Source organism: Glycomyces sp. NPDC046736, assembly GCF_040645615.1.
Classification (GTDB): Bacteria; Actinomycetota; Actinomycetes; order Mycobacteriales; family Micromonosporaceae; genus Glycomyces.
The window spans coordinates 361270-386192 of the sequence record NZ_JBEYYO010000001.1 but is presented as its reverse complement, the minus strand read 5'-3'; the positions used below and the strand labels follow the sequence as shown (position 1 = coordinate 386192).

Sequence of the window (24923 nt, the reverse complement as noted above, 5' to 3'; positions counted from 1 at the left end):
CTACGATGTGGGATTCGCCGACCAAGGGAGTGCGATGGCCCCGAACGCCGAGACCCACGACGTCCTCAACCAGCCGCCGCCGCTGACAGGCCGGAACCTCTACGACACCAACGGGCCGCTGCGTGAGGCCGCCGAGTGGTCGGGCGCGGCTTGGATCGGCGGCAGGGCAAGCGAACTGGGCAGTGTGCTCGCCACCGCCGAGACCGCCCGCGCCGCCGAGGACGCGCACCGGAACACCCCGGTCCTGCGCACCCACGACCGGTACGGCAATCGCATCGACGAGGTCGAGTTCCACCCCGCGTGGCACCAGTTCATGGGCCTCGCCGTCGAGAACGGCGCCCACGCGATGCCCTGGGCCGACGCCAGGCCGGGCGCGCACGCGGCCAGGGCCGTGCTCATGTCGATGCTCGCCCAGATCGAACCGGGCCACTGCTGCCCGATCTCGATGACCTACGCCGCCGTCCCGGCCCTGCGTCGGGAGCCCGAACTCGCGGCCGCGTGGGAGCCGCTGATCACCGCGAGCGAATACGACCCCGGACTGCGAGCGCCGCAAGAGAAAGCGGGCGTGCTCATCGGGATGGCGATGACCGAGAAGCAGGGCGGCTCCGACGTCCGCGCGAACACCACCACCGCGACGCCCACAGTGGACGGCATGTACGTCCTGCGCGGGCACAAGTGGTTCTGCTCGGCGCCCATGAACGACGCGTTCCTGGTCCTCGCGCAAGCGCCGGGCGGACTCACCTGCTTCCTGCTGCCGCGCGTCCTCCCCGACGGGACGCGCAATCCGATCCGGTTGCAGCGCTTGAAGGACAAGCTCGGCAACCGCTCCAATGCCTCGGCCGAGATCGAACTCCACGACGCCCTGGCCCACCGCGTGGGCGAGGAGGGCCGCGGCGTCGCGACCATCATCGAGATGGTCAATCACACCAGGCTCGACTGCGTCATCGCCACCGCGGGTGGCATGCGGCAGAGCGTCACCGAGGCCGCCTGGCACGCGACGCACCGCAGCGCGTTCGGCTCGCGCCTGGTCGACCAGCCGCTCATGACACAGGTCCTCGCCGACCTGTGCGTCGAGTCCGAGGCGGCGACCGCGACCATGATGCGTCTCGCCGCGGCCTACGACACCCCGGCCGACGCGCCGTTCCGGCGGTTGGCGACCGCAGTGGCCAAGTACTGGGTGTGCAAACGGGGCCCGGGCCACGCCGCAGAGGCACTCGAATGCCTCGGCGGCAACGGGTACGTCGAGGAAGCCCCGTTGGCGCGGCGCTACCGCGAGCAGCCCTTGTTGTCCATTTGGGAGGGATCGGGGAACGTGATCTGCCTCGACGTGCTCCGCGCCTTGGCCACCGCGCCCGAGACCGGCGAGGCGTTCCTGGCCGAGATCGGGCCCGCGGCGTACGCCGACGAGCGGCTGGGCGAGCATGTCCGGTCGCTCAAGCAGCGCCTCGCGTCAGGCGTCGAACCGGCCGGGGCCAGGCGGCTCACCGAGGACCTCGGCCTCGCGTTGCAGGCCGCGCTCCTCATCGCGCACGCGCCCGCACAGATCGCCGACGCGTTCTGCGAGACACGGCTCGGCCCAGGCCGAGGACTCGGCTACGGGGCCACGCCGGTCAAGGCGGCGAAGGCCATTGTGGAGCGACACCTGCCGGTCGCTTAGCGGTTCACCGGATCGGTTCGAACCGGGCCGTGAAGTGCCGCAGCGCCTTCGGCTCGTGCGTGATCCGGTAGCCCGGCAGGCGGTGCGCTCGCGCGGCCAGGCGCTCGCACACTTCGATCACGTAGTCGACGTGGCTCTGCGTGTACGTGCGGCGCGGGATCGCCAAGCGCACCAGGTCCATCGGCGCGGGCGACTCCGTGCCGTCGGGCCTGCGGCCGAACATCACCGTGCCGATCTCACAGCTGCGGACCCCGCCGAGCTCATAGAGCGCCACCGCGAGCGATTGCCCCGGATACTCCAGCGGGTCGAGGTGCGGCAGCAGCGCGCGGGCGTCGAGGTAGACCGCGTGGCCCCCGATCGGGCTGAGCACCGGGATGCCGATCTTCTCCAGTGCTTCACCGAGATAGGCGGTCGAGCCGATCCGATACCGCAGGTAGTCGTGCTGCACGACCTCCTTGAGGCCCTGCGCCAGCGCTTCGAGGTCGCGCCCGGCCAGGCCGCCGTAGGTCGGGAAGCCCTCGGTGAGGATGAGCAGGTTCCGGCACTCCTGCGCGAGGGCGTCGTCGTCGAGGGCGAGCCAGCCGCCGATGTTGCCCATCGGGTCCTTCTTGGCGCTCATGGTCATGCCGTCCGCCAACGCGGCGATGTCGCGCACGATGTCGACCACGTCGCGGTCGCCTTGGCCCGCTTCGCGTTCGCGGATGAACCAGGCGTTCTCGGCGAAGCGGCAGGCGTCGAGGAACAGGAGTTTGCCGTACCGGTCGCAAAGGTCGCGGACGCCTTGGAGGTTGGCGAGCGAGACCGGTTGTCCCCCGCCGCTGTTGTTGGTGATGGTGACGAACACGCACGGGACGCTCTCGCCCTGGGTGGACAGGAGCGCTTCGAGCGCGTCGAGGTCCATGTTGCCTTTGAAGGGGTGCGGCGAGGCCGGGTCGGTGCCTTCGGGGATGACGAGGTCGACGGCCTTCGCGCCGGTGGCCTCGACGTTCGCGCGGGTGGTGTCGAAGTGGGTGTTGTTGGGGACGATCTTGCCCGGCCCGCCGAGTACGGAGAACAGGATGCGTTCGGCGGCGCGTCCTTGGTGGACGGGGATGACGTGCTCGAAGTCGAAGAGGTCGCGCACGGCGTCGCGGAAGACGAAGTAGGACGGGGAGCCCGCGTAGGACTCGTCGCCGTGCTGGATCGCGGCCCACTGGTCGCGGCTCATCGCCCCGGTGCCGGAGTCGGTGAGCAGGTCGATGAGCACTTCGTCGGCGTGGAGTTGGAAGAGATTGTAGGAAGCGGCCTCCAGCTGCGCCTTGCGGTGCGCGGCGGTGGTCATCTTGATCGGCTCCACCGAGTGGATGCGGAAGGGTTCGATGATCGTGCGAAACGCGAGCTCGTCCATGATCACACTATGGCGCCTGGAGTGGCCGATGAGAAGGGTGATCACCACCCGGATCAAGCGATCGGGATTACGATCGGAACCCAAAGTTGATCTTGGTCTTATGAATGGAAATTCGCATGGATCGCATGGACTGGCGGCTGCTCCAGGAGCTTCAGGAGGACGCGAGGCTCTCGTTCAACGAGCTGTCGCGGCGGGTGCACCTGTCGGCGCCGACGGTGGCCGAGCGGGTGCGCAGGCTGGAGTCGAGCGGGGTGATCAGCGGGTACCACGCGCATGTGGACCCCGAGCGGGCCGGGCGGCCGGTGCAGGCGGTGGTGGTGATGGACTGCTACGGGCCCAGCTGCCTGCTGCGCGATCCCGAAGTGCTCGGGTGGCCGCAGATCCGCCAGCTGTTCCGCATCACCGGGGACGGCTGCTCGGTCCTGATCGCGGCGGTGCCGTCGATCGCCGAGTTCGAGTCCTTCATCGACCGACTCGCCAGGTACGGGCGCCCCAGCAGCAGCATGGTCCTGTCGCAGCCGCTGGACTGGTCGGCGGTGGTCGAGCCCGAGGCGTGATCGAAGCTCAGCGGCGTGCCAGGACATTGTGCATTCATTGACATATCTATATCTGTATGCAAACCTTAGAGAAATATCAGCTGATTACCGTATATTCCATTCCTACTCCCCCAAAGGATTGCATATGCGTCTCAAAATCCTGCTCGCCGCCGTCGGGCTGCTGGTCATGACGGCGGCCCCGGCCGCCGCCCTGCCCGCGTCCGAGGTGGACGACCACACCCACGAAGGCAACGTCCTGACGCTCAGCGTCATCACCGACCCCACCGCCGAGCAGATCGAAGCCGCCCAGAACGCGGACTTCACCGTCCTCGACCACGGCGACAAGGGGCACACCTACCCGCCCGACATCGACGGCCACGTGCCGACCTTCTACGGCGGCGACTGCTACGACAACGTCCTCGCCTACGCGACCTGGTGGTCCGTCGGCGACTGGTACATCGTCTACGACAAGTGCGAGATGGAGCGCTACGGCGCCGGCCAGTCGGACTGGGACCGCGTGGGCGCGCACGAGAAGGCCCACACCGACGGCTGGGGCCACCACGAGGAGCCGCGCGACCGGAACGCGGCCTTCGACCCCGGCATCGTCATCTGCGGTTGCTAGAGAGCGCGATCTCCGCTTTACGAGAGAGCGCGATCTCGCGTAGTGGCCCGGCTTCGAGTGAAGCCGGGCCACCCTCGCCGCACCGCCCGCACGCTCGCGGACGCGGCCGGGGATACTACGTGCTGAACGGACCCCGCACGGAACGGAGTCGCCTCGCGTGGCAGACCAGCTCGACCTCAGAGCCTTGGGGCCGTTGGAGGTCCGCGTCGGCGGCGAACTCGGGCCGCAGCCCTCGCCACTGCGGATGCGGCTCCTCGCCGCGCTGTTGGCCCGAGCCGGACGCCCGCTCGCGATCGACGAGCTGACCGAAGTCCTCTGGGGAGACGCCCCGCCGCCCACCGCGGCCGCGAGCATCCAAGTCCACGTCCACCGCCTGCGCCGCCACCTCGGCGACGCCGGGCACCTCGCACACGGCCCGGCCGGCTACCAGATCACCGTGACCGCGGGCGAATACGACGCCGCCCGCTTCAGCGCGCTCACCGCCCGCGCCGGACGCGAACGCCAGGACGGCCGCACCCAGGCCGCGCTCGACACCGTCCGGCGCGCGCTCGACCTGTGGCGCGGCGAGCCCTTCGGCGGCATCGTCCACTCCGGACTCGTCGCCGCCGCAGCCGAGCGCCTGACGCAGGAACGCCTCGCCGCGGACACGTCGGCCCATGAGCTCGGCCTCGACCTCGGCAGGCACGCCGAACTCCTCGGGCCGCTGGCCAAGGCCTCCCGCGAGCGCCCCTACGACGAGCACCTCGCCGCGCTGCTCATGCTCGCGCTCCACCGCTGCGGCAAGCGCGACGACGCGCTCGCGGTCTACCGCGCGAAGCACGCGCAGCTGATCGAGGACCTCGGCGTCGAACCCGGAGAGTCGCTGCGGCGCATGCACGAAGCCGTGCGCGACGACGACGCGCGACTCGCCGATCTCGCCACCGAGAGCCTCGACGGCGCTTGGGAGGCTCTGCGGCAGTCTGCGACGGTCGCCGAAGTGCCGAGGGAACTGCCCCGGCCGCCACACCCGTTCGCCGGGCGCGGCGACGAACTGCGGGCCCTCGACGAACTGGTCGAGCGGCCCGGGCAGGGACGCACGGCCGTGGTCACCGGGATCGGCGGCGTGGGCAAGACCGCGCTGGCCGTCCACTGGGCGCACCGCGCCGCCGACCGCTTCCCCGACGGGCAGCTCTACATCGACCTGCGCGGCCACGGCGACACCCCGCCGCTGCGGCCGATCGACGCGCTCGCGACCATGCTGCCCTCGCTCGGCGTCCCGCCCGCGCAAGTGCCCCTCGACCCGGGCGAGGCCGCCGCGCGCCTGCGCGAGCGCACCGCCGACCGCCGCCTGCTCGTCGTCCTCGACAACGCAGCCAGCGCGGACCAGGTTCGGCCGCTGCTTCCGGAGGGGCCGAACGCGCTCGTGGTCGTCACCAGCAGGCGCCGCCTCGACGGGCTGGTCACCGAGCCGGGCGGCGTCGCACTCACGCTCGGGCCGCTCGCAAGCGGCGACGCGCGCGACCTGGTGGCCCGCCTGCTCCGCGTGCCGGACCAGGACGCGGGCGACCTGGCCGAACGGTGCGGTCGGCTCCCGCTCGCGTTGCGCATCGCCGCCGCGAACCTGGCCGAGAGCCCCAATCCCGATGTGGGCGCTTATATTCGGCGGCTTTCGCGCACCGACCGGTTGGACTCGCTTCGGATCGACGACGACGCCGACGACGCGGCCGTGCGCGCGGTATTCGCGTCCTCATACCGGGCGATGCCTGAGAGCGCGCGGCGACTGTTCCGGCTGCTCGGTTCGATTCCGGGGACGGACATCAGTGCCGAAGGGTCCGCGAGCCTCTCGGGCGCGTCGCTCGACGCCACCGAACGGGCCCTCGGGGAGCTGGTCGAGGCTCATCTGGTCGATCACCATCGGCCCGGGCGGTACCGGCTGCACGACCTGATCAGTCTCTATGCCGCAGAACAGCTCACAGCCGAAGATCCTGAACCGGAGCGATTCGCGGCCTCGGAGCGGTTGCTGCTCTGGTACCTGCACGGCGCTGACGAGTGCCGTGCACGCGTCTATCCGTCGTTCTACCACATACCACTGTCTAAACAGGACAATGTGCTGCCAGAGATGGATCGCGAGACCGCGTCGGTGTGGCTCAAGACGGAGCATCGGAATCTCATCGCGGCGGTCGTCTACGCGGCCGAGCATGGCCCGCAACGCATCGCGTGGCAACTCAATGACCTGTTGCGCGGCTACATCTGGCTGAGTGCGCACGGTCCCGACGGACTGCGAGCGGGCAGAGCGGCCCTGGCGGCCGCCGAGGCCGAAAACGATCTGGCCGGGCAGGCCGTCACCGAACTCGGCTTGACCACCGCCATGCTCCGCTGCAACCGCCCCGAGGAGGCCATCGAACACGGCCTCCGCGCCGTCGAGCTCGGTGCGGCCGCGGGCTTTCCCGGCTGCCAGGCCGCCGCCGAGCAGAACATCGCCCACGCCTGCGCGAGCCTAGGGCGGCTGCGGGAGGCGATCGCGCACGGCGAGGCGGCGCTGCGGATCGCGGTGGAACTGGACGGCTACGACGGAGAGGTCGCCAACTTGGCGATCATCGGGGTCGCCTACTGCCACCTCGGTGAGCTCGACACCAGCATCGAGTACTTCACCAGGGGCCTCGACCTCGCCGTCGAGCGGAACATGTTCACCTTCGAGGGGTCGCTGCGCGCGAACCTCGCCAACGCCCATCGGCTGCACGGCGACGTCGACATCGCACAGTCCTATATGGATGAAGTTCTGAAAACTCAAGGCGGAGTGAGCCAAAGCGTCACGGTGCTCACCCTGGCCGCCCGAATCCACCTCGCCGCCGGACGCCACGAACAGGCCCTCGACCACGCGACCAGAGCGGTCGACGGGCTCGACGGGATCTCCGACCAGCGCATCGGGCTCAACGCGCTCTCGGCGCTCGGCTCGGTAAAGGACGCGATCGGAGAGCACCGCGCGGCCGTCGACTGCTTCGACCGCGCACTCGACCTGGCCGTCACCGACGCGCTCTACTACCGAACCGAGGCGACCTGCGCGCGCGCCGCCGCGCTGCTTCACCTGGGCGAACATGAAGCGGCAGAAGCCGATGCACACGCCGCGCTCGAACTGGCCCGCACCTCCGAGTTCGGTCTCCTCATCCGACTGGCGCAGTCGCTGCTGGCTGCGATCGCCGCCGCAAGGCACAGCTAGCCGTCCGGCGGGGTTCGACGGCAAGTGTTTGGCAAGTTCGCCGCGTTAGCGTCATCGTCAGCGCGGAGCCCTGGCACGAGCCGGCTCCGCTGATCTGGCGAAAGGTAAAGCACGGCATGGACTTTCGAGGGACCGACCCCGCTGCGGCAGTCGCGCGCATCGAAGAGTGGAAGGCCCGCCTCGACACGATGGCGGCCAACACGAGGGCGATGAGCGAACGGCGGGAGGGGCTGCGGTGCACGCACCAGGACCCGAACCACATCGTCGAGGTCACGGTCGACTCCAGCGGGGCGCTGATCGACGTCCGCTTCAGTGAGCGGATCAAGCGCGTCCAGCCCGACGACGTGTCCCGCACGCTGATGGAGACGATCACCGAGGCGCGGCGCCTCGCTTCGGAGCAGACCGCCGAGATCATCGGCGAGACGATGGGCGAGGACAGCGCCGCCGGCCAGGCGATCGCCGAGCGCCTGCGCACCGGCAAGTTCCCGTCGACGCCTGCGGGGGTGTGATGGCACAGGGATACAGCGTCGAGTCCGAGGAACTGCTGGCGCACGCGGCGACGTTGGAGGCGCTGGCCGACCGCATGCAGTCGGTCGGGGAGGCGAGCCAATACATCACGTTCGACTATGAGGCGTATGGCGTGTACTGCGCGTGGATGGGGTTGGTGATGATCGGCCGCCAATTCACGCAGGTCGAACTCGTGGCGGCCGTTCAAGCGAACTTGACAGCGGCCGCTGGTGAGTTGCGGGCCGCGGCGGCCGCATATGACGACACCGACGCGGTGGTGGAGCAGGAATTGCAAGGGCTGCTGGCGGAGTTGGAGGGGTAAGGGCATGAGTGACAACCCTTTGATCGCCGAGGAAGTCTCGTCTCGGCAGTGGTCGACCGGCGCGGGTCTGCTCGAGAGCGCGCACGGCGTGGCCGACGCGATCTCGTCAGAGAACTGGGTCGATGCGAGCCTCGGGGGCATCGGTCTGGGGTTCGAGGTGTACGGGGCTTCGATGGACCCGTTCAGCGCGTTGCTGTCGAACGGCCTGGGCTGGGCGATGGAGTACTTCGAACCGCTGCGAGAGGCGCTGGACTTCGTCGCCGGCAAGCCGGACACGCTCACCGCGCACTCGGATACCTGGTACAACACCTCGAACGAGTTGTTCTCGATCTGGGAGGACCTCGGGGCGGCGCTGGCGAAGGACCTGCCAGGTTGGAACGGCGAGGCCTCCGAGAGCTACCGAGCGCTGATGGGCCACAACGTCGAGGCGATCGGCGGCCTCAGCGGCACCGCCGCGGCGATGGGCACGGCCACCCTGGGCGCGCGGGGCCTGATGGAGATCACGCGCGAGCTCATCAGAGAGTTCATCGCCGACGGCATCGCGAAACTCATCGTCTGGGCACTCGAATGCGCGGGCATCGTCACCGCGCCCGCAGTCGCCGTAGGCATTGTGGGCACCGTGATCGAATGGTGCGGCACGGTCTTCAGCTGGGTCATGGCGCTCATCGCCAGTTTCCAGAACCTCAGACTTCTTCTCGAGTTCTAGGACGGACGAGTTCGATGAGCACCCCGAACATCAGTGTGAACATCACACCGGACAGCCCCAATTTCGGAACGATCACCCCGGACACCAGTTTCGAGGCCCCCGCGTTTCAGGCGCAGCAGGCCGGAGACGGCGTCTCGACCAACCTCGGCGGCGACGGCTCCGGCGGTCCACAGATGCCGACGTTCCAGGTCGAAGGCGCCCCGACGGTCTCGTTGGTGCAGGACGGGATCTCGCGAGCCGTGGTCGATGGCGCGATCACCGGCGCGAACCCGATGCAAGGGGACCGGCTGATCAAGATGCCGAAGGAGACCGGCCTCGGTCCTCTCGGATTCTCGGTCTTCGACAACCTCGACCAGAACCAGCGCGGGCAGATGCATGCCATCTTCGAGGCGCTGGCGCGGCACGACGGCGAGACAGGGACTGATCTCGTTCAGGCCTTGGCCGACAACGAGGGCAACGTGGGGGCGCTCCAGCGACTTGAGCAGCAGGGAACGGGAGGCATGTCGCAAGAGGTCGCCGGACATCTCAGGGGCTGGTTCAGCCGGTCCGAATCCGGCGGTCCGGGTGTGATCATGCGTTCGTTGAACTTCGGGAACATGCTCCTCGGCGTCTTCACCGACGGCGGTTTCGGTGCCATTACCGCAGCGGGGATCGAGGCTGGGTTCGACAGCGCTCCGGTTTCGATCGAAGCCCCGTACAACCCGGACACCGGCTATGCGGCCAAACCCGCCGATCCGATGATTCCGGGCCCGCCCACGCATCTGGACCGCAACGATTCGACCAACTACTTCGAGCCGAACACGAACAGGCAGCCGCCGCCAGATCCCCATGCGGGAACACGGCCAAAAAACGGCGACTCGGGTTCGGATGGGGGTCCCAAGAGCTAGCGCCGCTGGTTGATCTCCTGCGCCAGACGGAATCAGCCGGTGTGCGCTCCCCGGGATGAGGTCGGTGGTGGCTTTCAAGCCGCTGCCGGCCTCTTCTGGGTTCAGGTGAGGGGCAGTGCGACTTGGATCGTGAGGCCGCCTTCTGGGTTTGCTTTGGCTTTGATCGTGCCGTGATGGGCTCGCACGATCGCCTCGGCGATCGCCAGGCCGAGGCCGTGGCCTCGGTCGCTGCTGGTGCGGGGGTCGACCCTGTGGAACGGTTCGAAGAGGTTCGCGAGGTCGGCGGGGTCGAGGACCGCGCCGGAGTTCGCGATGTCGAGTAGGGCGGTGCCGCTTTCGGTCCGGAGCCGGATGTCGATGTGGCCGCCCTCGTGGTTGTGCTTGACGGCGTTGCCGATCAGGTTCGACAGGAGTTGGCGCAGCAGGACCCGGTCGCACGGGATCGGGGCCTGCGCCGCGTCGACGGTGATCGTGAGGCGTTCGGCCTCGGCGGCCGCTCGGTGCTCCCCCAGCGCCTCGTCGAGCAGCGCGGCGAGGTCCGCTTCGTCGGCGAGGGTTCGGGGCTGTTCGAGGCGGGCGAGTTCGAGAAGCCTGCGGGTGATGTCGATGCTGCGGTCGTTGGCGTCGGCGAGGATCGCCGCGTACTCGGCCGTCTCGGCGTCGTCGGACTCCGCGCGCATCACTTGCAGCGTGGTCCTCGTGGTCGCTAGCGGTGTCAAGAGTTCATGCGAGGCGTTCGCGGCGAAACGGCGGTTGGCCTCGACGTGGGCCTGGAGGCGGGCGAGCATCGCGTCGAACGTGTCCGCCAGCTCGCGCAGCTCGTCACGGGGACCGGTCGCGCCGATGCGATGCGAGAGGTCCCCAGCACCGGCCTTCTGCGCGGCGGTGTTCACGTCGCGCACCGGTTGCAGGAGCCGCCGGGCGAGCCTGCGGCCCAACAGGATCGTGGCCGCGACCACGAGCGCCAGCGCGGTGATCGAGACGAGGAGGACCACGCGGATGAGGTCGTCGCGGGAGGCGATCGCGAACAGGTCGTTCGAGGGCGGGACGCCTTGCTCGGCGGTGACGATGTCGGACTCGTCGAGGTGGACGGTGCGGCTGAAGTCGTAGTCGGGCAGGAAGCGCAGGGCCAGCGCGAGGATCGCGACCATGACGGCTCCGGCGATGCCGAACAGGAGCCCGTAGCTCGCGGTGAGGCGGGTCTGGAGCGTGAGTCGCCTCATCGCGGGTCCCCGAGGCGGTAGCCGGCGTTGACGGCGGTGTGGAGGATCGGCGGGTCGCCGAGTTTGCGGCGGAGGGTGGAGATGGTGATGCGGACGGCGTTGGTGAGCGGATCGGTGCCCGCGTCCCAGGCCTTCTCTCGCAGGTACTCCTGGCTGCGGACCGCGCCGTCGGCGCGCATGAGCAGTTCGAGGACGGCGAGTTCCTTGCCGGTGAGGTGGATCGAGCGATCGCCTCGGCGGACGGTGCGGCGGTTGGTGTCGAGGACGAGGTCAGCGAAGGTGAGGACCGGTTCGGCCGCGGGCGCGGCGCGGCGGTAGAGGGCGCGCAGGCGGGCCACGAGCTCGGGCAGGTCGAAGGGTTTCGCGAGGTAGTCGTCAGCGCCCAGTTCGAGCCCGGAGACCTTGTCGTCGAGGGTCCCGGCGGCGGTGAGCATGAGGATGCGGCAGTCGGGGTCGAGGGCGAGGGCGCGGCGGCACACGTCGTCGCCGTGGAGGCCGGGCAGGTCGCGGTCGAGGAGCATCGTGTCGTAGCCGGTGTCCGTGAGGCGCTGGAGTGCGGTCTCGCCGTCGTGGACGGCGTCCACGGCGAACCCTTCGCGGCGCAGGCCCTTGGCGAGCATCGCGGCGAGGGGGCGTTCGTCTTCGACGATCAGCACGCGCACGTCGGTCCTCCCAGGTTCGGTCCGGTCATGGTCGCCGCCGGGCGTATGGCCCGGTTATGGGCGCGTCATATTCGGGCCATATCCGGTCACCTTAGGCTCGCCGCTTCCAAGATCGAACCGTTCTCAACCTGGAGTGACATGAATTTCTTCAAGCGGGCCGCGCTGCGCCTGGGCCATAGCCCGGGGCGGTCGCTGCTGCTGACGGCGCTGTTGTTCGCGATCGGGGCGCTGGTCCTGTCGGGGTTCGTGATCGAGGCGGCAGCCGCGCGGGCGACCGAGGCGGCGCAGCGCGCGGTGGGGGCGACGGCCACGATGCGCCTGGACCTGGACGCTTATATGCAGGCGGGGATGGGGACGGCACAGAACGGGCAGAACGCCGGGATGATCGGCGGCGACGGGGACCTCTACACCGGCTGGGTCGACCGGATCGGGGAGTCGGAGGCGGTCGCGGAGTACAACTACGAGCTCGGGACGGCCGCGGCGCCGGTCGAGGGCGCGGAGGTGTACAACGCGGTGGAGCCGCCGCCGGGGCAGGACGAGTACCTCGCGGGGTTGCTCACGGCCACGGGCGTGCGGGATTCGCGGATCGTGGGCGAGTTCCGGGACGGGCGCTCGCAGCTGGTCGAGGGCGAGCCGATCGTGCCCGGCGGGCCTGAGGACCTGGCGTTGATCGAGGAGCGGTTCGCCGAGGCGAACGGCCTGGGCGTCGGCGACAGGTTCGTGCTGGAGACCGGCACGATCGGGATCGAGAAGACCCGGGTCGAGCTCACCGTCGGCGGGATCTACCGCAGCGAGGCGGTCTCGGAGACCGCGCGGTACACGCCGCCGATGAACGAGCCGGGGAACAACCTGTTCCTGGCGGTGGAGTCGGTGTCGATGCTCGAAGGGGTCGTGCCGGGCGAGGACGGGTCGAAGATCCAGTCGGCCACGTTCACGTTGAGCGACCCGGACGACCTCGACGCGTTGCGGGCGGCGGCCGAGGCGGCCGGGGTCGACACGGCGCTGTTCCCGATCGAGGTCAACGACAAGCAGTACCAGCGGCTGGTCGGGCCGATCGCGAGCACCGCCGGATTCGCGTCGGTCGCGGTCTGGACGGTCTCGGCCGCGGGGGCGGTGATCTTGACGCTGCTGGTGGTCTCGTGGGTGCGCGAGCGCAGGCGCGAGATGGGCGTCCTGCTGTCGATGGGCGAGCGGCGCGGGCGGCTCGTGGGGCAGTTGCTCGCCGAAGTGGGGATGTGCGCGGTGCTCGGGCTCGGGTTGGCGTCGGCGGTCGGGCAGCCGATCGCGCAGTGGGCCGCCGATGCGCTGCTGGCCGGTGAGGTCGCGACCGCGCAGGCCGCGGCCGAGGAGGTCCCCGACTACGGAGCGGTGAACGGCGGTGCGGTCCGGGAGGATGAGGGCCCGATCGACGAGTTGGACGTGTCGATCGGCGGCGCGCAGATCGCGCGCGTCGGGCTCATCGGACTGGGGTTGACGGCCGCCGCGACCGCTGTGCCCGCGATCGCTTTGATGCGGCTCAAGCCGCGCGAGATCCTCTCGAAGGGAGCCTGAGCATGTCCACTGTGCTCGAACTGAGCAAGCTGACGTACGCGTACCGAACCGTCAAGCGCCCCAAGACGATCCTGCGGGGCGTCGACTACGCCTTCGAGGCCGGGGTGTTCTACGCGGTGTCGGGGAGGTCCGGGAGCGGGAAGACCACGTTGCTGTCGCTGGCGAGCGGGCTCGACTCGCCGACCGGTGGGGCCGTGCGGTTCCGCGGCCGTGACATCGCCGAGATCGGGCTGGGCCGGTACCGCAGGAGGTACGCGGCCACGGTGTTCCAGTCGCTGAACCTGCTCGACTATCTCAACGCGGTCCAGAACGTCACGGCCGCAATGGAGATCACCGGGGTGAGGGAGCGGCGCAAGAAGCGGCGCGCGATCGCGCTGCTCGAAGGGCTCGGGCTCGACGCGGAGGACCTGCGCAGGCGGCCGCCGCAGCTCTCGGGCGGCCAGCAGCAGCGCGTCGCGATCGCGCGGGCGCTGGCGTGCGAGGTGGACGTGCTGTTCGCCGACGAGCCGACCGGGAGCCTCGACGGCGAGACCGCCGACGACATCGTGCGCACGTTCCGTTCGCTCGCACACGATCACGGCAAATGCGTGATCGTGGTGACGCATGCAAAGCAGGTGGCGGACGCGGCCGATGAAGTGCTCAATCTGCGAAAGGGCAAGCTTTCCTAGACGACTGGGCCCGGGCCGATCGCGCCCGGGCCCCATTCCATTGCGGAGCCATTGGAACCGGGCGGTCGAACCCGGCGTCACATGGGCGATCGCGCATTTGCGCTTGGCCAATAGACTCATCGAAACCGATCGACTACGACGGAGCGCCCTCATGGCATACCCCGGCCCGCCCACCAGTCCCCAGCAATTCGGCCCGCCCGAGACCGGCAATCGGAATCGGATGTGGCTCATCGCGATCGGCGTGATCGCCGTGGCGGTGATAGCCGCCGCGACCGCGATCGTGCTCGTGTTGCAGAACCGCTCCGACGAATCGCCGCCCGCCGGGATCGGCGCCGACCAGACCTCCGAGGCACCGTCCAGTGAGGAGCCGAGCCCGGAGGAGACCACCGGCGGGGCCGCCGCCGAGACGCAGGGCGAGATCGGCGAATCGGCCGGGTTCAACGACGAGACCTGCGCGGCCTTCGACCTCGCCTCGTTCGAGACCGTCTTCGGCAACCCGCACGACCCGGCCCAGAACTACACGTACTCCAACGACGACGACGGATACGCGCTGCTGACGTGCAGCTTCTACGGGTCCTCGCAACAGGAGCTGCGCGTGACCTCCTCCGGCTGGCGCGAGCCCGCCGCCACCTTGCAGCTCTACGAAGACGACCGCGGCGAGCTCGAGGCCGACGACGGCTACAAGGTGACCGACCTCGACTTGGGCGAGGCCGGGTACCGCGCGGTCGAGAACGACGACGAGCGCGTCGAGATCATCTACCACTTCGTGCAGGGCTCGCTGGAAGTCAACCTCAAGACCACGATCAATGTCGCCGAAAGCGACGTGGCCGCGGCCGACGCGATGCTCACCGAGATCAGCGCCCAAGCCGTGGCGCTCCTCGAAAGCTACGTCTGAGGTCGGTCCGGTGCGCGCTTGAGCATCGCGTCTCCGGCCTGGACGTAGGCCTCGAAGAAGTCGGCGATCTCGCCGAGGCGGGCCCGGGAGCGGTCGGTCTCGGTGAGGTCGACCCCGCCGCGCAGCACCCGCACGAACGCGCGGGTGCGCTCGTGGCTCGCGGCGAGCAGCTGCTCGAACCCACCCACGGCCTCGACGAGGAGCCTGCGGCTGCCCGGCTGCGGCAGCGTCCGGGCCAGGCCCCACGACACGAGTTCGCGCACGGCCGTGCTCACCGCGCCCTTGCTGAGTTCGAGCGCGTCGCGGATCTCGTCGTGCGAGACCGGGCCGGACGCGAGCAGGAGGTGCCCGTAGACGCGGCCGGTCGCGCGCGGCAGGTTCCAGGAGGCCAGGATGTCGGCCATCGTGGCCGTGAACGCCGCGCGGTCCTCGTTCATTCTGGTTGCCCCGCTTCCGGATCGGGCCACGACGCGATGAGATCAGCGATTGCGCGCGTGGTCGCCTCTGGGTTGTCGAGGGTGACTATATGGCCCGCCGCGGGGATCACGTGCTCGTCCACCCCTTCGGCGCGGGCCCAGCGGGGCATGGCCGCGGCGATGTTCCCGGTGCGGTCGGCGTCGCCGCGGATGAGCCCCAACGGGATCGGGGTGCGGTAGCCCGGATCGGGGTCGACCAGCGAGACGGTCGCGCGCCAGACGTCGAGGAAGACCGGTTTCGGCATCCGCGCGAAGGCCGCTTCGGCGGCGGCGGCGCCCTCAGGGGTCACGGCCGAGGCCTTCGCCATGACGCCGGGCAGACGGCCCGCCGGGATCGCGGCGAGCGACGGGGCGGCGAGCCTCAGCATGGCCCGCTCGAAACGGGTGAGCGGCCCGGCGTTCCAGGCCGAGTCCACCACGATCAGTCCACGGGCGCGACCGGGCAGGCGGCGCACCAGCGCCTGCGACAGGTTGCCGCCCAGGGAATGGCCGATGAGAATCGGCCGGTCGAGGCCGAGATGGTCCAGGAGCGCGGCGAAGTGGTCGAGGGCCGTGGCGGCGTCGAAGCGCGAGCCCGGCGCGAGAGTGGAGGCGCCGTGGGCGGGCAGGTCCCACGTGACGACCCGGTGGCCCGCCTCGTGCAGTGCCTGGGCCTGCGGTTCGAACATGGCGTGGTCCATGCCCGCGCCGTGGGTCAGGACCACCGGGGCCGCAGGGCCGGGTCGATCGCGGTAGCGCAGGTGCGCGCCTTGGTGGTCGAAGACCTCCGGCAAGTTCGTCATATTCAGATTATAGTGAATATAAGAGAGTGGCGTCAAACGGCGCTCACTCGGCGGGCGCGACCAGGACCTTCTGCGCCTTCGACTGGAGCGCTTCGAGTTGCGGCTCGGGGATGTCCGAATCGACGATGACGAGGTCGAACGCGGAGACCGGCGCGAGCTGGTAGAGGCCTCGGCGCTGGAACTTGGTGTGGTCGACCAGGAGGACGCGGCGGTCGCACGCGTCCATCAAGGCGCGCTTGACCGCCACGGTCTCCGGGGACTGGTGGTAGCAGTTGCCGCGCGTGATCGCGGTGGTCGAGGCGAACAGCACGTCCGCGTGCAGGCTCGCGATCGAGTCCACAGTGCGCAGCCCCAGAAAGGCGTCGTAGGCCGGATAGTACGTGCCACCCAAGGAGATCAGCTCGATCCCGGGCCCGCCCGCGAGGCCCTGGATCACCGGACCGAAATAGGTGATCACCGTCAGCGGCGCGCGCTCGGGCAGGAGCCCGGACAGCGCGAGGGCCGTGGTGCTCTCGTCGAGCATGACCGACTGGCCGGGTTTGACCAGGCGCAGCGCCGCCCGCGCGATGGACTCCTTCGCTTCTGCCATGGCGCCCATGCGATGCCGCACGTCGCCGTGGAACGCGGTCGAGGGCTGCGCGGTGGCCCCGCCGCGCACCTTCCGCAGCCAGCCTTCGCGCTGGAGGTAGTCGAGGTCGCGGCGGATCGTCATGGGGGTGACGCCGAGGTCGTCGGCGAGCTGCTCGATGCGCACGAAGCCCTCGTCCACGACCCGGGCCCTGATCCGTTCGCGCCGGGCGCGCGGGGCGCGGCCGCCGTCGCCTGCGGCGTCGGGTTCGGTTGCCATGTCGACCTCTGTTCGTTCCGTGTGAAGTGAACAATCCCGCACCGGTCGCCCGGAGGGCGGACGGTGGGCTGTGAGCGGTGTCTTCCCGGTCGCGGCCAGGCGATGACCGCCTCGCGTCATGTGCGACTGGGACCTTCTTAGCACAGTGAAGTGTTCGCTTACAACACCAGGAGTGTTCGCTTCTCGCTCACTAGTGACATCGGGCCGGTCCGGGGTCTACGGTCTCGGTAGTCACGACAACCCCTCCCGCTAGGGAACCGACAAAGGAGTCGTCAATGAGAAGAATCGCGGCCGGCGCCCTCTCCGGCCTCATCGCCCTCGGGGCCCTGGCGGCCTGCGCCGAGGAGCCCAGCGCCGAAGGCGAAGGCGGCACCGGGAAGGTGGCCTTCCTGATGCCCGACCTCGCCTCGACCCGATACGAGCAGTACGACGCGCCCCTGTTCACCGAGCGCATGGGCGAGCTGTGCGAGGAGTGCGAGGTGATCTACCAGAACGCCGACTCCGACGCGGCACTCCAGCAGCAGCAGGCGAACTCCGCGATCGCGCAGGGCGCCAAGGTGATCGTCCTGGACCCGGTGGACTCCACCGCCGCGGCCACCATCGTGCAGACCGCGCAGTCCCAGGGCGTCAAGGTCGTGGCCTACGACCGGCCCATCCCCGACAAGCCCGCCGACTTCTACATCTCCTTCGACAACGAGGCCATCGGTGAGGCCATCGGCCAGTCCCTGGTCGACCACCTCGACGCCACCGGCGTCGAGGGCGGGCTGCTCCAGGTCAACGGCTCCCCCACCGACGCGGCCGCCGGGCTCATCAAGCAGGGCATCCACAACGCGATCGACGACTCGGGGTACGAGCTGCTCGCCGAGTTCGACACCCCCGACTGGGCCCCCGAGGAGGCGCAGCAGTGGGTGAGCGGCCAGATCGCCCAGTTCGACGGGCAGATCGCCGGGGTCGTGGCCGCCAACGACGGCACCGGCGGCGGCGCGATCGCCGCGTTCAAGGCCGCCGACGTGGACCTGCCGCCGGTCACCGGGAACGACGCCGAACTGGCCGCGATCCAGCGGATCGTGGCCGGGGACCAGTACAACACCATCTCCAAGCCCATCAGCATCGTCGCGGCGGCCGCGGCTGAGGTCGCGTACCAGCTCATGACGGGTGAAGAGCCCGAGGTCGGGGCGACCTTGTTCGACACCCCGTCGCAGCTGTTCGCGCCCACCGTGGTCACGCAGGAGAACCTCGCCGAGGTGATCTTCGGTCCCGAGGGCGTGCTCAAGCCCGAGGACGTGTGCACCACCGAGTACGCCGACGCGTGCGCCGCGCTCGGCATCGCGTAGCGAAGGAAACTGACCATGACGAAGGCAGGGTCCGGGCCCGCGGTGCTGTCGCTGCGCGGGATCTCCAAGAGCTTCGGCGCGGTCGCCGCCCTCACCGATGTCGACCTCGACGTCGGTGAGGGCGAGGTGGTCGCGATCGTCGGCGACAACGGCGCCGGGAAGTCCACATTGGTGAAGGTGCTCGCGGGCGTGCACCCGCCCGACAAGGGCACCATCGAGTTCGAGGGTGAAGAGGTCGCGCTCGAATCGCCGAACCAGGTGCACGCCTTGGGCATCGCGACCGTGTTCCAGGACCTCGCGCTGTGCGAGAACCTCGACGTCAAGGCGAACCTGTTCCTCGGGCGGGAACTTCGCCCGTTCCTGCTCGACGACGTGGCGATGGAGCAGCGCTCGTGGGAGCTGCTGCGCCAGCTCTCGGCCAAGATCCCGACGTTGAACGTGCCGGTCGCGGCCCTGTCGGGCGGGCAGCGCCAGACCGTGGCCATCGCCAGGTCGCTCCTGGGCGACCCCAAGGTGATCCTGCTCGACGAACCGACCGCGGCCCTGGGGGTCGCGCAGACCGCCGAGGTGCTCAACCTCGTCGAACGCCTGCGGGAGAGAGGACTCGGCGTGGTCATGATCAGCCACAACATGGAGGACGTGCGGGCGGTCGCCGACCGGGTCGCCGTGCTTCGCCTGGGGCGCAACAACGGCGTGTTCGACGCGAAGACGGTGTCCAGTGAGGACATCATCGCGGCGATCACCGGGGCCGCCGACAACGCGGTCTCGCGCCGCGCCGCCCGCACGGCCGGAGGGGAGACGCGATGAGCGACAACGCCTCGGCCCGCGCGGTCGACCTCCAGGACGAGCGGCTGCTCGCGCCGCAGACCTTCGCCGACAGCGCGCGGGCCTCGCTGCGCCGCGTCAGGGACGGCGACCTGGGGATGCTCCCGGTCTTCGGCGGCATCGTGGTCATCTGGACGGTCTTCCAGATCCTCAACCCCACGTTCCTGTCCAGCACCAACCTCGTGAACCTCTCGTTCGACATCGTGCCGGTCGGGTTCATCGCGCTCGGCATCGTGTGCGTGCTGCTGGTGGGCCAGATCGACCTGTCGGTCGGCTCGGTCTCCGGCGTCGCGGCGGCCGTCACCGCTCTGGTGATGGTCCGCTACGAGCAGCCGATCTGGCTCGCGATCCTCGCCGCGATCGCGTGCGGGTGCGTCATCGGCTGGATCTACGGGCAGGGGTTCAACCGGTTCGCGGTGCCCAGCTTCGTGATGACCCTCGCCGGGCTGCTGGCGTTCCTCGGGGTGCAGCTGTGGCTGCTGCGCGGGCAGAACGCGATCAACCTGCCGTACGACTCCGGGCTCGTCAAGTTCGCGCAGCTGTGGTTCGCTCCGCAGTGGATCGCCTATCTGATGGCGGTCGCGGCCGGGGTCGGCGTCTTCGCGATCGGCCTGGCCGGGGCGCGCACCCGCCGCAAGGCGGGACTGTCGTCGGTCTCGACGCGGCTGCTGGTGTTGCGGGCCGCGCTCGTGCTCGCCGGATTGGGCTTCGCTGTGTACTACCTGGGGCGCACTCGCGGCGTCTCGTGGATGTTCATCCTGTTCGTGGCCGTGGTGCTGGTGATGCACTACGTGTTGTCGCGCACCAAGTTCGGGCGCTCGATCTACGCGGTCGGCGGGAATCCCGAAGCGGCGCGGCGCGTGGGCATCAACGTCAAGGGCGTGTACGCGTGGACGTTCGTCATGTGCTCCACGCTCGCGGCCGTCGGCGGGGTCCTCGCCGCGGCGCGGCTGGCGGCGGCCACGCAGAGCACCGGCACCGCCGACGTGAACCTCAACGCGATCGCCGCGGCCGTCATCGGCGGGACCAGCCTGTTCGGCGGGCGGGGATCGGCGTTCTCGGCGCTGCTGGGCATCGTGGTGATCCAGTCGATCTCAAGTGGACTCACGCTGCTGAGCCTCGACTCGTCCTACCGGTTCATGATCACCGGGGCCGTGCTCGTGCTGGCCGTCGCGCTCGACTCGTTCGCGCGGCGCTCGCGCCAGGCCCACGGGAGAGGATGAGGCATGACCTCGATAGCGATCGACGCGGGCACCACCGCGATCAAGGCGGTCGGCTACGGCCGCGACGGGACCGAACTGGCCGTCGCGCGCCGCCCCGCGAACGTGGCGCGGCCTCGGCCAGGGTGGGCCGAGCAGGACATGGGGCAGGTCTGGGCCGCCGCGGCCGAGGCGGTCCGGGAAGTCCTTGCGCTGCTGCCCGAACCGCCGACGATGGTGGCGCTGACGGCGCAGGGCGACGGCTGCTGGCTCGTGGACGAGCGCGGCGAGCCGACCGGCCCGGCGATCCTGTGGTCGGACGGGCGGGCCGCGCGGATCGTGGACCGTTGGAGGGAGTCGGGTGTACTCGCCGAAGCGTTCCGGCGAGGCGGGTCCTGCACGTTCCCCGGGCTCGCGAACGCGATCCTCGCATGGCTGGCCGAGCACGACCCGGACCGGCTGGACCGGTCTGCGGCATCGCTCACCTGCGGCGGGTGGCTGTTCCAGCGGCTCACCGGGGTCGTCGCCGCCGACGAGTCCGACGCTTCAGCGCCGTTCCTGGATCTGGAGACGCGCGCGTACGACACCGAGGCGATCGGGCTGTTCGGGCTGGAGTCCCAGGCGCGACTGCTGCCGCCGGTCCTGGGCGACGCGGGCCGCAGCGCCGGGCTCGGTGCGGGCGCGGCGGCCGAGCTGGGGCTCCCCGAAGGGCTCCCGATCGTCATGGCGCCCTATGACGTGGCCTCGACCGCGATCGGCGCGGGCGCGGTGGCCACCGGGTCGGCGTGCACGATCCTCGGCACCACGCTGTGCACCGAGGTCGTGCGCGAGGCGGTGGACGCATCGGGGGAACCGGCCGGATTGACGGTCGCGCTCGACAGTCACACGAGCGGTCGGCGCGGCCGGGTGCTGCGCGTCCATCCGACGCTCGCGGGCACCGAGGTCGTGGACTGGGCCACCAGGATGCTCGGGCTCGACTCGCCGAACGCGTTGAGCACCTTGGCCGGAGAGGCCGAGCCGCTCGCCGACGGGCCGCTGTTCCTGCCGTACCTCTCCCCCGCCGGAGAGCGGGCGCCGTTCCTCGACACCGACGCGCGCGGGACGTTCTGGGGGCTCTCGCTCGAACACGGCCGCGAGCAGATCGCGCACGCCGTGTTCGAGGGGCTGAGCCTGACCATCAGGGACTGCGTGGAAGCGTCCGGCACGGCCGCGACGGAACTGCGGTTGTGCGGCGGCGGCGCGAGCAGCGACGTGTGGTGCCGGATGATCGCCGACGTGACCGGTGTGCCCGCGGTGCGGTCGGCCGACAGCGAAGTGGGGGCGAAGGGCGCGTTCATCGTGGGCCTCGTGGCCACCGGGGTCGAACCGGACCTGGCCAGTGCCGCGCAGGCGTATGCGCGCCAAGGCGACCGGTTCGAACCCGACCCGGTCCGGGCCGCGCACTACGAGCGGCGGTTCGCCGCGTTCGGGGACCTGCGGGAACTCGCGCGTCCGGGCTGGCGGCGGCAGGCGGCCGACCGTGGCTGACCGGATCTGGATCGGCGCCGACCTCGGCACCCAGAGCGTCAAAGTGGTGGCCGTGGACGACGGCGGCCGCGTGCACGGCCGCGGTTCACAGCCGCTGACCGGCGCCAGGAGCGGCGAGCGGCACGAGCAGGACCCCGAACAGTGGTGGACCGCGTTCGCGACCGCCGCCCGAGGGGCCACGGCCGGGCTCGACGCGACCCGGATCGGCGGGATCGCGGCCTGCGGGACCTCCGGGACGATCCTGCTCGCCGACGCGGCGGGGCGTCCGCTCACCCCGGGACTCATGTACGACGACGCCAGAGCCGCCGCGGAGGCGTTGCGGGTCAACGAGATCGGCGAAGCGGACTGGAACCGGCTCGGGTACCGGCGCATGCAGGCGGGCTGGGCACTGCCGAAGCTGCTGTGGCTCCTGGGCCACGGCGGCGCGGCGGCCGGGGCGCGGCTGCTGCATCAGACCGACGTCATCACGTGGCGGCTCGCGGGCCGCCAGGTGGCCGCCGACGCCAGCCACGCGCTCAAGACCGGGTACGACCTCCTTGAGGAGGACTGGCCTTGGGAGGTGCTCGACCGACTGGGGATTCCGGCCGGGCTCATGCCCGAGGTGGCGCGGCCCGGCACGGTGCTCGGCGAGGTCGACCCGGCGGGCGCGGAGGCCACCGGGATTCCGGCGGGCACGCCGATCGTGGCGGGGATGACCGACGGGTGCGCGGCCCAACTGGCCGGAGGCGCGCTCGGGACCGGGTCGTGGAACTCGGTGCTGGGCACCACATTGGTCCTCAAAGGAGTGTCGGACCGGATCGTGCGCGACCCGGCCGGCGTCGTCTACTGCCACAGGGGACCCGGCGGGACCTGGCTTCCCGGCGGGGCGTCGTCCAGCGGCGCGGGGGCGCTCTCGCGGCGCTGGCCCGCAGCGGATCTCGACGAACTCACCGCGCGGGCCTCGCGGCGCGCGCCGGAGCAGGTCGTGTACCCGCTGGCGTCCGAGCGCGGCGAGCGGTTCCCTTTCACCGCTGCGGATCTGGAGCCGTTCCAGATCGGCGATGCCGCCGACGACGTGGACGTGTTCCACGGCGTCCTCATCGGACTCGCGTGCGTCGAGCGGCTGTGCTTCGACCACCTCGACCACATCGGCGCGCCCACCGGCGGGGACCTCGCGTTCACCGGCGGCGGGGCCGCCAACCGGTACTGGTCCCAGCTGCGCGTCGACCTGCTCGGCCGCCCGGCGGCGCTCCCCGAGCACGCCGAATCGGCGGTCGGTATGGCGGTGCTCGCCGCGACCACCGCGGGCCGGTCCGCCGCCGAGGCCGCCGCCTCGATGGTGCGCACTGGGGCGCGCCTCGAACCGGACCGGGCCCGGCACGAACTCTTGAGCGACCTCTACCTGCGGTTCGCCGACCATCTGCACGACACCGGCCGGATCGACCGGCCGCTGCACGCCCATGTCCACCGGAGGGCCGAACACTGACCGACATCGTGATGGTGCGCCACGGCGAGACCGTGTGGCACGCCGAGAACCGATACACCGGGACGACCGACGTGGCGCTCACCGCACGCGGCCGCGAACAGGCCCGGCAACTGGGCGGCTGGGCCGCCACCGCCGGACTGTCCGCGCTGTGGTCCTCGAACCTGACCCGGGCCGTCGAGACCCTCGAACCGGCCGCCGAGGCCACCGGCCTTGCGCCGCAAAGGGACGACCGGCTCCGCGAGATCGCGTTCGGCGACGGCGAAGGGCTCACCGGGGCCGAGATGCGCGAGCGGTTCCCCGAGCGGTACGCCGCGTTCGTCCAAGACCCGGTCGGCGACCACCTCCCCGGCGGGGAGGACCCGGTGCGGGCCGTGGAGCGCGCGAGCGCGAGCCTGGACGAGATCGCGGCCGCGCATGAGGGCGGGCGGGTGCTCGTGGTGTGGCATTCGACGCTGATGCGGATGCTGCTGTGCGACTGGCTGGGCATCCCGATGTCCGAATACCGGCGGCGGCTGCCGATGGTGCGCAACGTGGGCATCACCGAGGTGCGGGTCGCCGAAGGGCGGCGTTCGCTGCTCCAGTTCAATACGCCCATCGAGAAGGCGATCGCCGAGGAGGACCGATGACCGTTCGAGTGCTGGCCGCGGGTGACCGTTTCGTGCTGCCGGGACTGCTCGCCGATGCGCTGCGGGCCAGGGTGGACGCGGAGCTGGAGATCGCGGAGCTGTCGCTGCCGTGGCCGGACGTGCCGTTCGGACCTGTGGCCGAGGTCGTGGAGGCGTCGGGGAGCGAGGACGAGCTCATCGAAGCGCTGCAAGGCGTCCGGGTGTGCGTGACGCAGATGGCGCCGATCACCGCTCGAGTGCTGGAGGCGTGCCCGGATCTGGAGTTCGTGGCGGTGGGCCGGGGCGGGCCGGTGAACGTGAACTTGGCAGCGGCCGCGAAGCGCGGGGTGGCGGTGTCGAGTGCGCCGGGCCGGAACGCGACCGCTACGGCAGAGCACACGATCGCGTTGACACTGGCGGCGATGCGGCGCATTCCGCAGGTGCACGCGGACCTGGCGGGCGGGACGTGGCGCGGGGACTACTACCGGTACGACTCGGTGGGCCTCGAGCTCGAAGGGCGGACCGTGGGGTTGATCGGCTACGGGGCCATCGGGAGCCGGGTCGCGCGGGTCGCGGCCGGGTTCGGGGCGAACGTGGTCGTCAGCGACCCGTACGTGGATCCGGAGACGCTCAAGGGGATCGCCGAAGCGGTCGAGTTGCCGGAGCTGTTGGAGCGGTCGCAGGTCGTGTCGATGCACGCGCGGCTGACGCCGGAGACGACCGGCATGATCGGGGCCGCCCAGATCGCGGCGATGCCGCGCGGGGCGGTGCTGGTGAACTGCGCCCGCGGGGCGCTGGTCGACTACGAGGCGGTGTGCGACGCGCTCGACTCGGGGCATCTGTTCGCGGCCGCGTTCGACGTGTTCCCGACCGAGCCGATTCCGGCCGCCTCAAGACTGCTGCGGACCGAGGGCATCGTGATGACCCCGCATCTGGCCGGGGCCAGCCGGGAGACGGCGCACAACGCGGCGGCCATCACGGCGGCCGAGGTGGCCCGTTTCCTGGCGGGGGAACCGTTGCTGCACCGGCAGAACTGAGCCGAGG

Annotated in this window: 24 protein-coding genes; 18 read left to right on the top strand and 6 right to left on the bottom strand. The window is 70.4% G+C overall.

Annotated features, from left to right (window positions below):
* Positions 1-34: 34 nt before the first annotated feature.
* Positions 35-1657, top strand: coding sequence for an acyl-CoA dehydrogenase family protein (locus AB0B28_RS01750; protein ID WP_360114769.1), 1623 nt, complete (start codon positions 35-37; stop codon positions 1655-1657).
* A 4-nt stretch (positions 1658-1661) separates the two neighbouring features.
* Here the strand turns inward: AB0B28_RS01750 and AB0B28_RS01745 are convergent, their stop codons facing one another.
* Positions 1662-3044, bottom strand: a complete 1383-nt coding sequence (locus tag AB0B28_RS01745) for a tryptophanase (RefSeq protein WP_360114766.1) — start codon at positions 3042-3044, stop codon at positions 1662-1664.
* A 116-nt stretch (positions 3045-3160) separates the two neighbouring features.
* On the opposite strand from AB0B28_RS01745, the gene AB0B28_RS01740 reads away from it, so the two are divergent.
* From AB0B28_RS01740 to AB0B28_RS01710, 7 genes are all read left to right on the top strand, one after another.
* Entirely contained in the window at positions 3161-3601 is a 441-nt protein-coding gene (locus tag AB0B28_RS01740) for an Lrp/AsnC family transcriptional regulator (protein WP_360114763.1), read from the top strand.
* 124 nt (positions 3602-3725) lie between these two features.
* Positions 3726-4202 (top strand): hypothetical protein, encoded by a 477-nt coding sequence (locus AB0B28_RS01735; protein WP_360114760.1) that lies wholly within the window; start codon positions 3726-3728, stop codon positions 4200-4202.
* Positions 4203-4359: 157 nt separating this feature from the next.
* A complete protein-coding gene (locus AB0B28_RS01730; protein ID WP_360114757.1) occupies positions 4360-7398 on the top strand; it encodes a BTAD domain-containing putative transcriptional regulator in 3039 nt (1012 codons plus the stop codon).
* A 116-nt stretch (positions 7399-7514) separates the two neighbouring features.
* Complete coding sequence (locus AB0B28_RS01725; RefSeq protein ID WP_360114754.1) at positions 7515-7907, top strand: YbaB/EbfC family nucleoid-associated protein; 393 nt, start codon at positions 7515-7517, stop codon at positions 7905-7907.
* Complete coding sequence (locus AB0B28_RS01720; RefSeq protein ID WP_360114751.1) at positions 7907-8227, top strand: type VII secretion target; 321 nt, start codon at positions 7907-7909, stop codon at positions 8225-8227. The genes AB0B28_RS01725 and AB0B28_RS01720 overlap by 1 nt, the downstream gene beginning before the upstream one ends.
* 4 nt (positions 8228-8231) lie before the next feature.
* A complete protein-coding gene (locus tag AB0B28_RS01715) occupies positions 8232-8933 on the top strand; it encodes a hypothetical protein (RefSeq protein WP_360114748.1) in 702 nt (233 codons plus the stop codon).
* 14 nt (positions 8934-8947) lie between these two features.
* Positions 8948-9820, top strand: coding sequence for a hypothetical protein (locus AB0B28_RS01710; protein WP_360114745.1), 873 nt, complete (start codon positions 8948-8950; stop codon positions 9818-9820).
* A 101-nt stretch (positions 9821-9921) separates the two neighbouring features.
* On the opposite strand, the gene AB0B28_RS01705 is transcribed toward AB0B28_RS01710, so the two are convergent.
* Positions 9922-11043 carry a HAMP domain-containing sensor histidine kinase gene (locus AB0B28_RS01705; protein WP_360114742.1) on the bottom strand — a complete coding sequence of 374 codons (1122 nt, stop codon included), beginning with the start codon at positions 11041-11043 and terminating at the stop codon, positions 9922-9924.
* The gene (locus AB0B28_RS01700) at positions 11040-11705 is read right to left on the bottom strand and encodes a response regulator transcription factor (RefSeq protein WP_360114739.1); all 666 of its coding nucleotides are present in this window, start codon (positions 11703-11705) and stop codon (positions 11040-11042) included. Before AB0B28_RS01700 ends, AB0B28_RS01705 begins: the two co-directional genes overlap by 4 nt.
* A gap of 138 nt (positions 11706-11843) precedes the next feature.
* On the opposite strand from AB0B28_RS01700, the gene AB0B28_RS01695 reads away from it, so the two are divergent.
* The 3 genes from AB0B28_RS01695 (at position 11844) to AB0B28_RS01685 (ending at position 14819) form a co-directional block, all read left to right on the top strand.
* Positions 11844-13256 carry an ABC transporter permease gene (locus tag AB0B28_RS01695; protein ID WP_360114736.1) on the top strand — a complete coding sequence of 471 codons (1413 nt, stop codon included), beginning with the start codon at positions 11844-11846 and terminating at the stop codon, positions 13254-13256.
* Between the two features lie 2 nt (positions 13257-13258).
* Complete coding sequence (locus AB0B28_RS01690; protein WP_360114733.1) at positions 13259-13924, top strand: ABC transporter ATP-binding protein; 666 nt, start codon at positions 13259-13261, stop codon at positions 13922-13924.
* A 151-nt stretch (positions 13925-14075) separates the two neighbouring features.
* Complete coding sequence (locus AB0B28_RS01685; protein WP_360114730.1) at positions 14076-14819, top strand: hypothetical protein; 744 nt, start codon at positions 14076-14078, stop codon at positions 14817-14819.
* Here AB0B28_RS01685 and AB0B28_RS01680 read toward each other — a convergent pair.
* From AB0B28_RS01680 to AB0B28_RS01670, 3 genes are read right to left on the bottom strand one after another with little or no spacing between them, the layout of a single operon-like run.
* Positions 14810-15256, bottom strand: a complete 447-nt coding sequence (locus AB0B28_RS01680) for a MarR family transcriptional regulator (protein ID WP_360114727.1) — start codon at positions 15254-15256, stop codon at positions 14810-14812. The genes AB0B28_RS01685 and AB0B28_RS01680 overlap by 10 nt on opposite strands.
* A complete protein-coding gene (locus AB0B28_RS01675) occupies positions 15253-16077 on the bottom strand; it encodes an alpha/beta hydrolase (RefSeq protein WP_360114724.1) in 825 nt (274 codons plus the stop codon). Before AB0B28_RS01675 ends, AB0B28_RS01680 begins: the two co-directional genes overlap by 4 nt.
* A 43-nt stretch (positions 16078-16120) precedes the next feature.
* Positions 16121-16846, bottom strand: a complete 726-nt coding sequence (locus AB0B28_RS01670; RefSeq protein WP_360114844.1) for a DeoR/GlpR family DNA-binding transcription regulator — start codon at positions 16844-16846, stop codon at positions 16121-16123.
* 353 nt (positions 16847-17199) lie between these two features.
* Here AB0B28_RS01670 and AB0B28_RS01665 point away from each other — a divergent pair, with 353 nt between their 5' ends.
* The 7 genes from AB0B28_RS01665 to AB0B28_RS01635 are packed head-to-tail and all read left to right on the top strand — an operon-like array spanning position 17200 to position 24916.
* The gene (locus AB0B28_RS01665) at positions 17200-18258 is read left to right on the top strand and encodes a sugar ABC transporter substrate-binding protein (RefSeq protein WP_360114721.1); all 1059 of its coding nucleotides are present in this window, start codon (positions 17200-17202) and stop codon (positions 18256-18258) included.
* A gap of 15 nt (positions 18259-18273) precedes the next feature.
* Complete coding sequence (locus AB0B28_RS01660; protein ID WP_360114718.1) at positions 18274-19065, top strand: ATP-binding cassette domain-containing protein; 792 nt, start codon at positions 18274-18276, stop codon at positions 19063-19065.
* Positions 19062-20306 carry a sugar ABC transporter permease gene (locus AB0B28_RS01655; protein WP_360114715.1) on the top strand — a complete coding sequence of 415 codons (1245 nt, stop codon included), beginning with the start codon at positions 19062-19064 and terminating at the stop codon, positions 20304-20306. The genes AB0B28_RS01660 and AB0B28_RS01655 overlap by 4 nt, the downstream gene beginning before the upstream one ends.
* A 3-nt stretch (positions 20307-20309) precedes the next feature.
* Entirely contained in the window at positions 20310-21809 is a 1500-nt protein-coding gene (locus AB0B28_RS01650; protein ID WP_360114713.1) for an FGGY-family carbohydrate kinase, read from the top strand.
* On the top strand, positions 21802-23274 hold the full coding sequence (locus AB0B28_RS01645; protein ID WP_360114711.1) for an FGGY-family carbohydrate kinase: 1473 nt from the start codon (positions 21802-21804) through the stop codon (positions 23272-23274). Before AB0B28_RS01650 ends, AB0B28_RS01645 begins: the two co-directional genes overlap by 8 nt.
* An 11-nt stretch (positions 23275-23285) precedes the next feature.
* Positions 23286-23900, top strand: a complete 615-nt coding sequence (locus AB0B28_RS01640; protein ID WP_360114709.1) for a histidine phosphatase family protein — start codon at positions 23286-23288, stop codon at positions 23898-23900.
* Positions 23897-24916 (top strand): 2-hydroxyacid dehydrogenase, encoded by a 1020-nt coding sequence (locus tag AB0B28_RS01635; protein WP_360114706.1) that lies wholly within the window; start codon positions 23897-23899, stop codon positions 24914-24916. The genes AB0B28_RS01640 and AB0B28_RS01635 overlap by 4 nt, the downstream gene beginning before the upstream one ends.
* Positions 24917-24923: the final 7 nt, after the last annotated feature.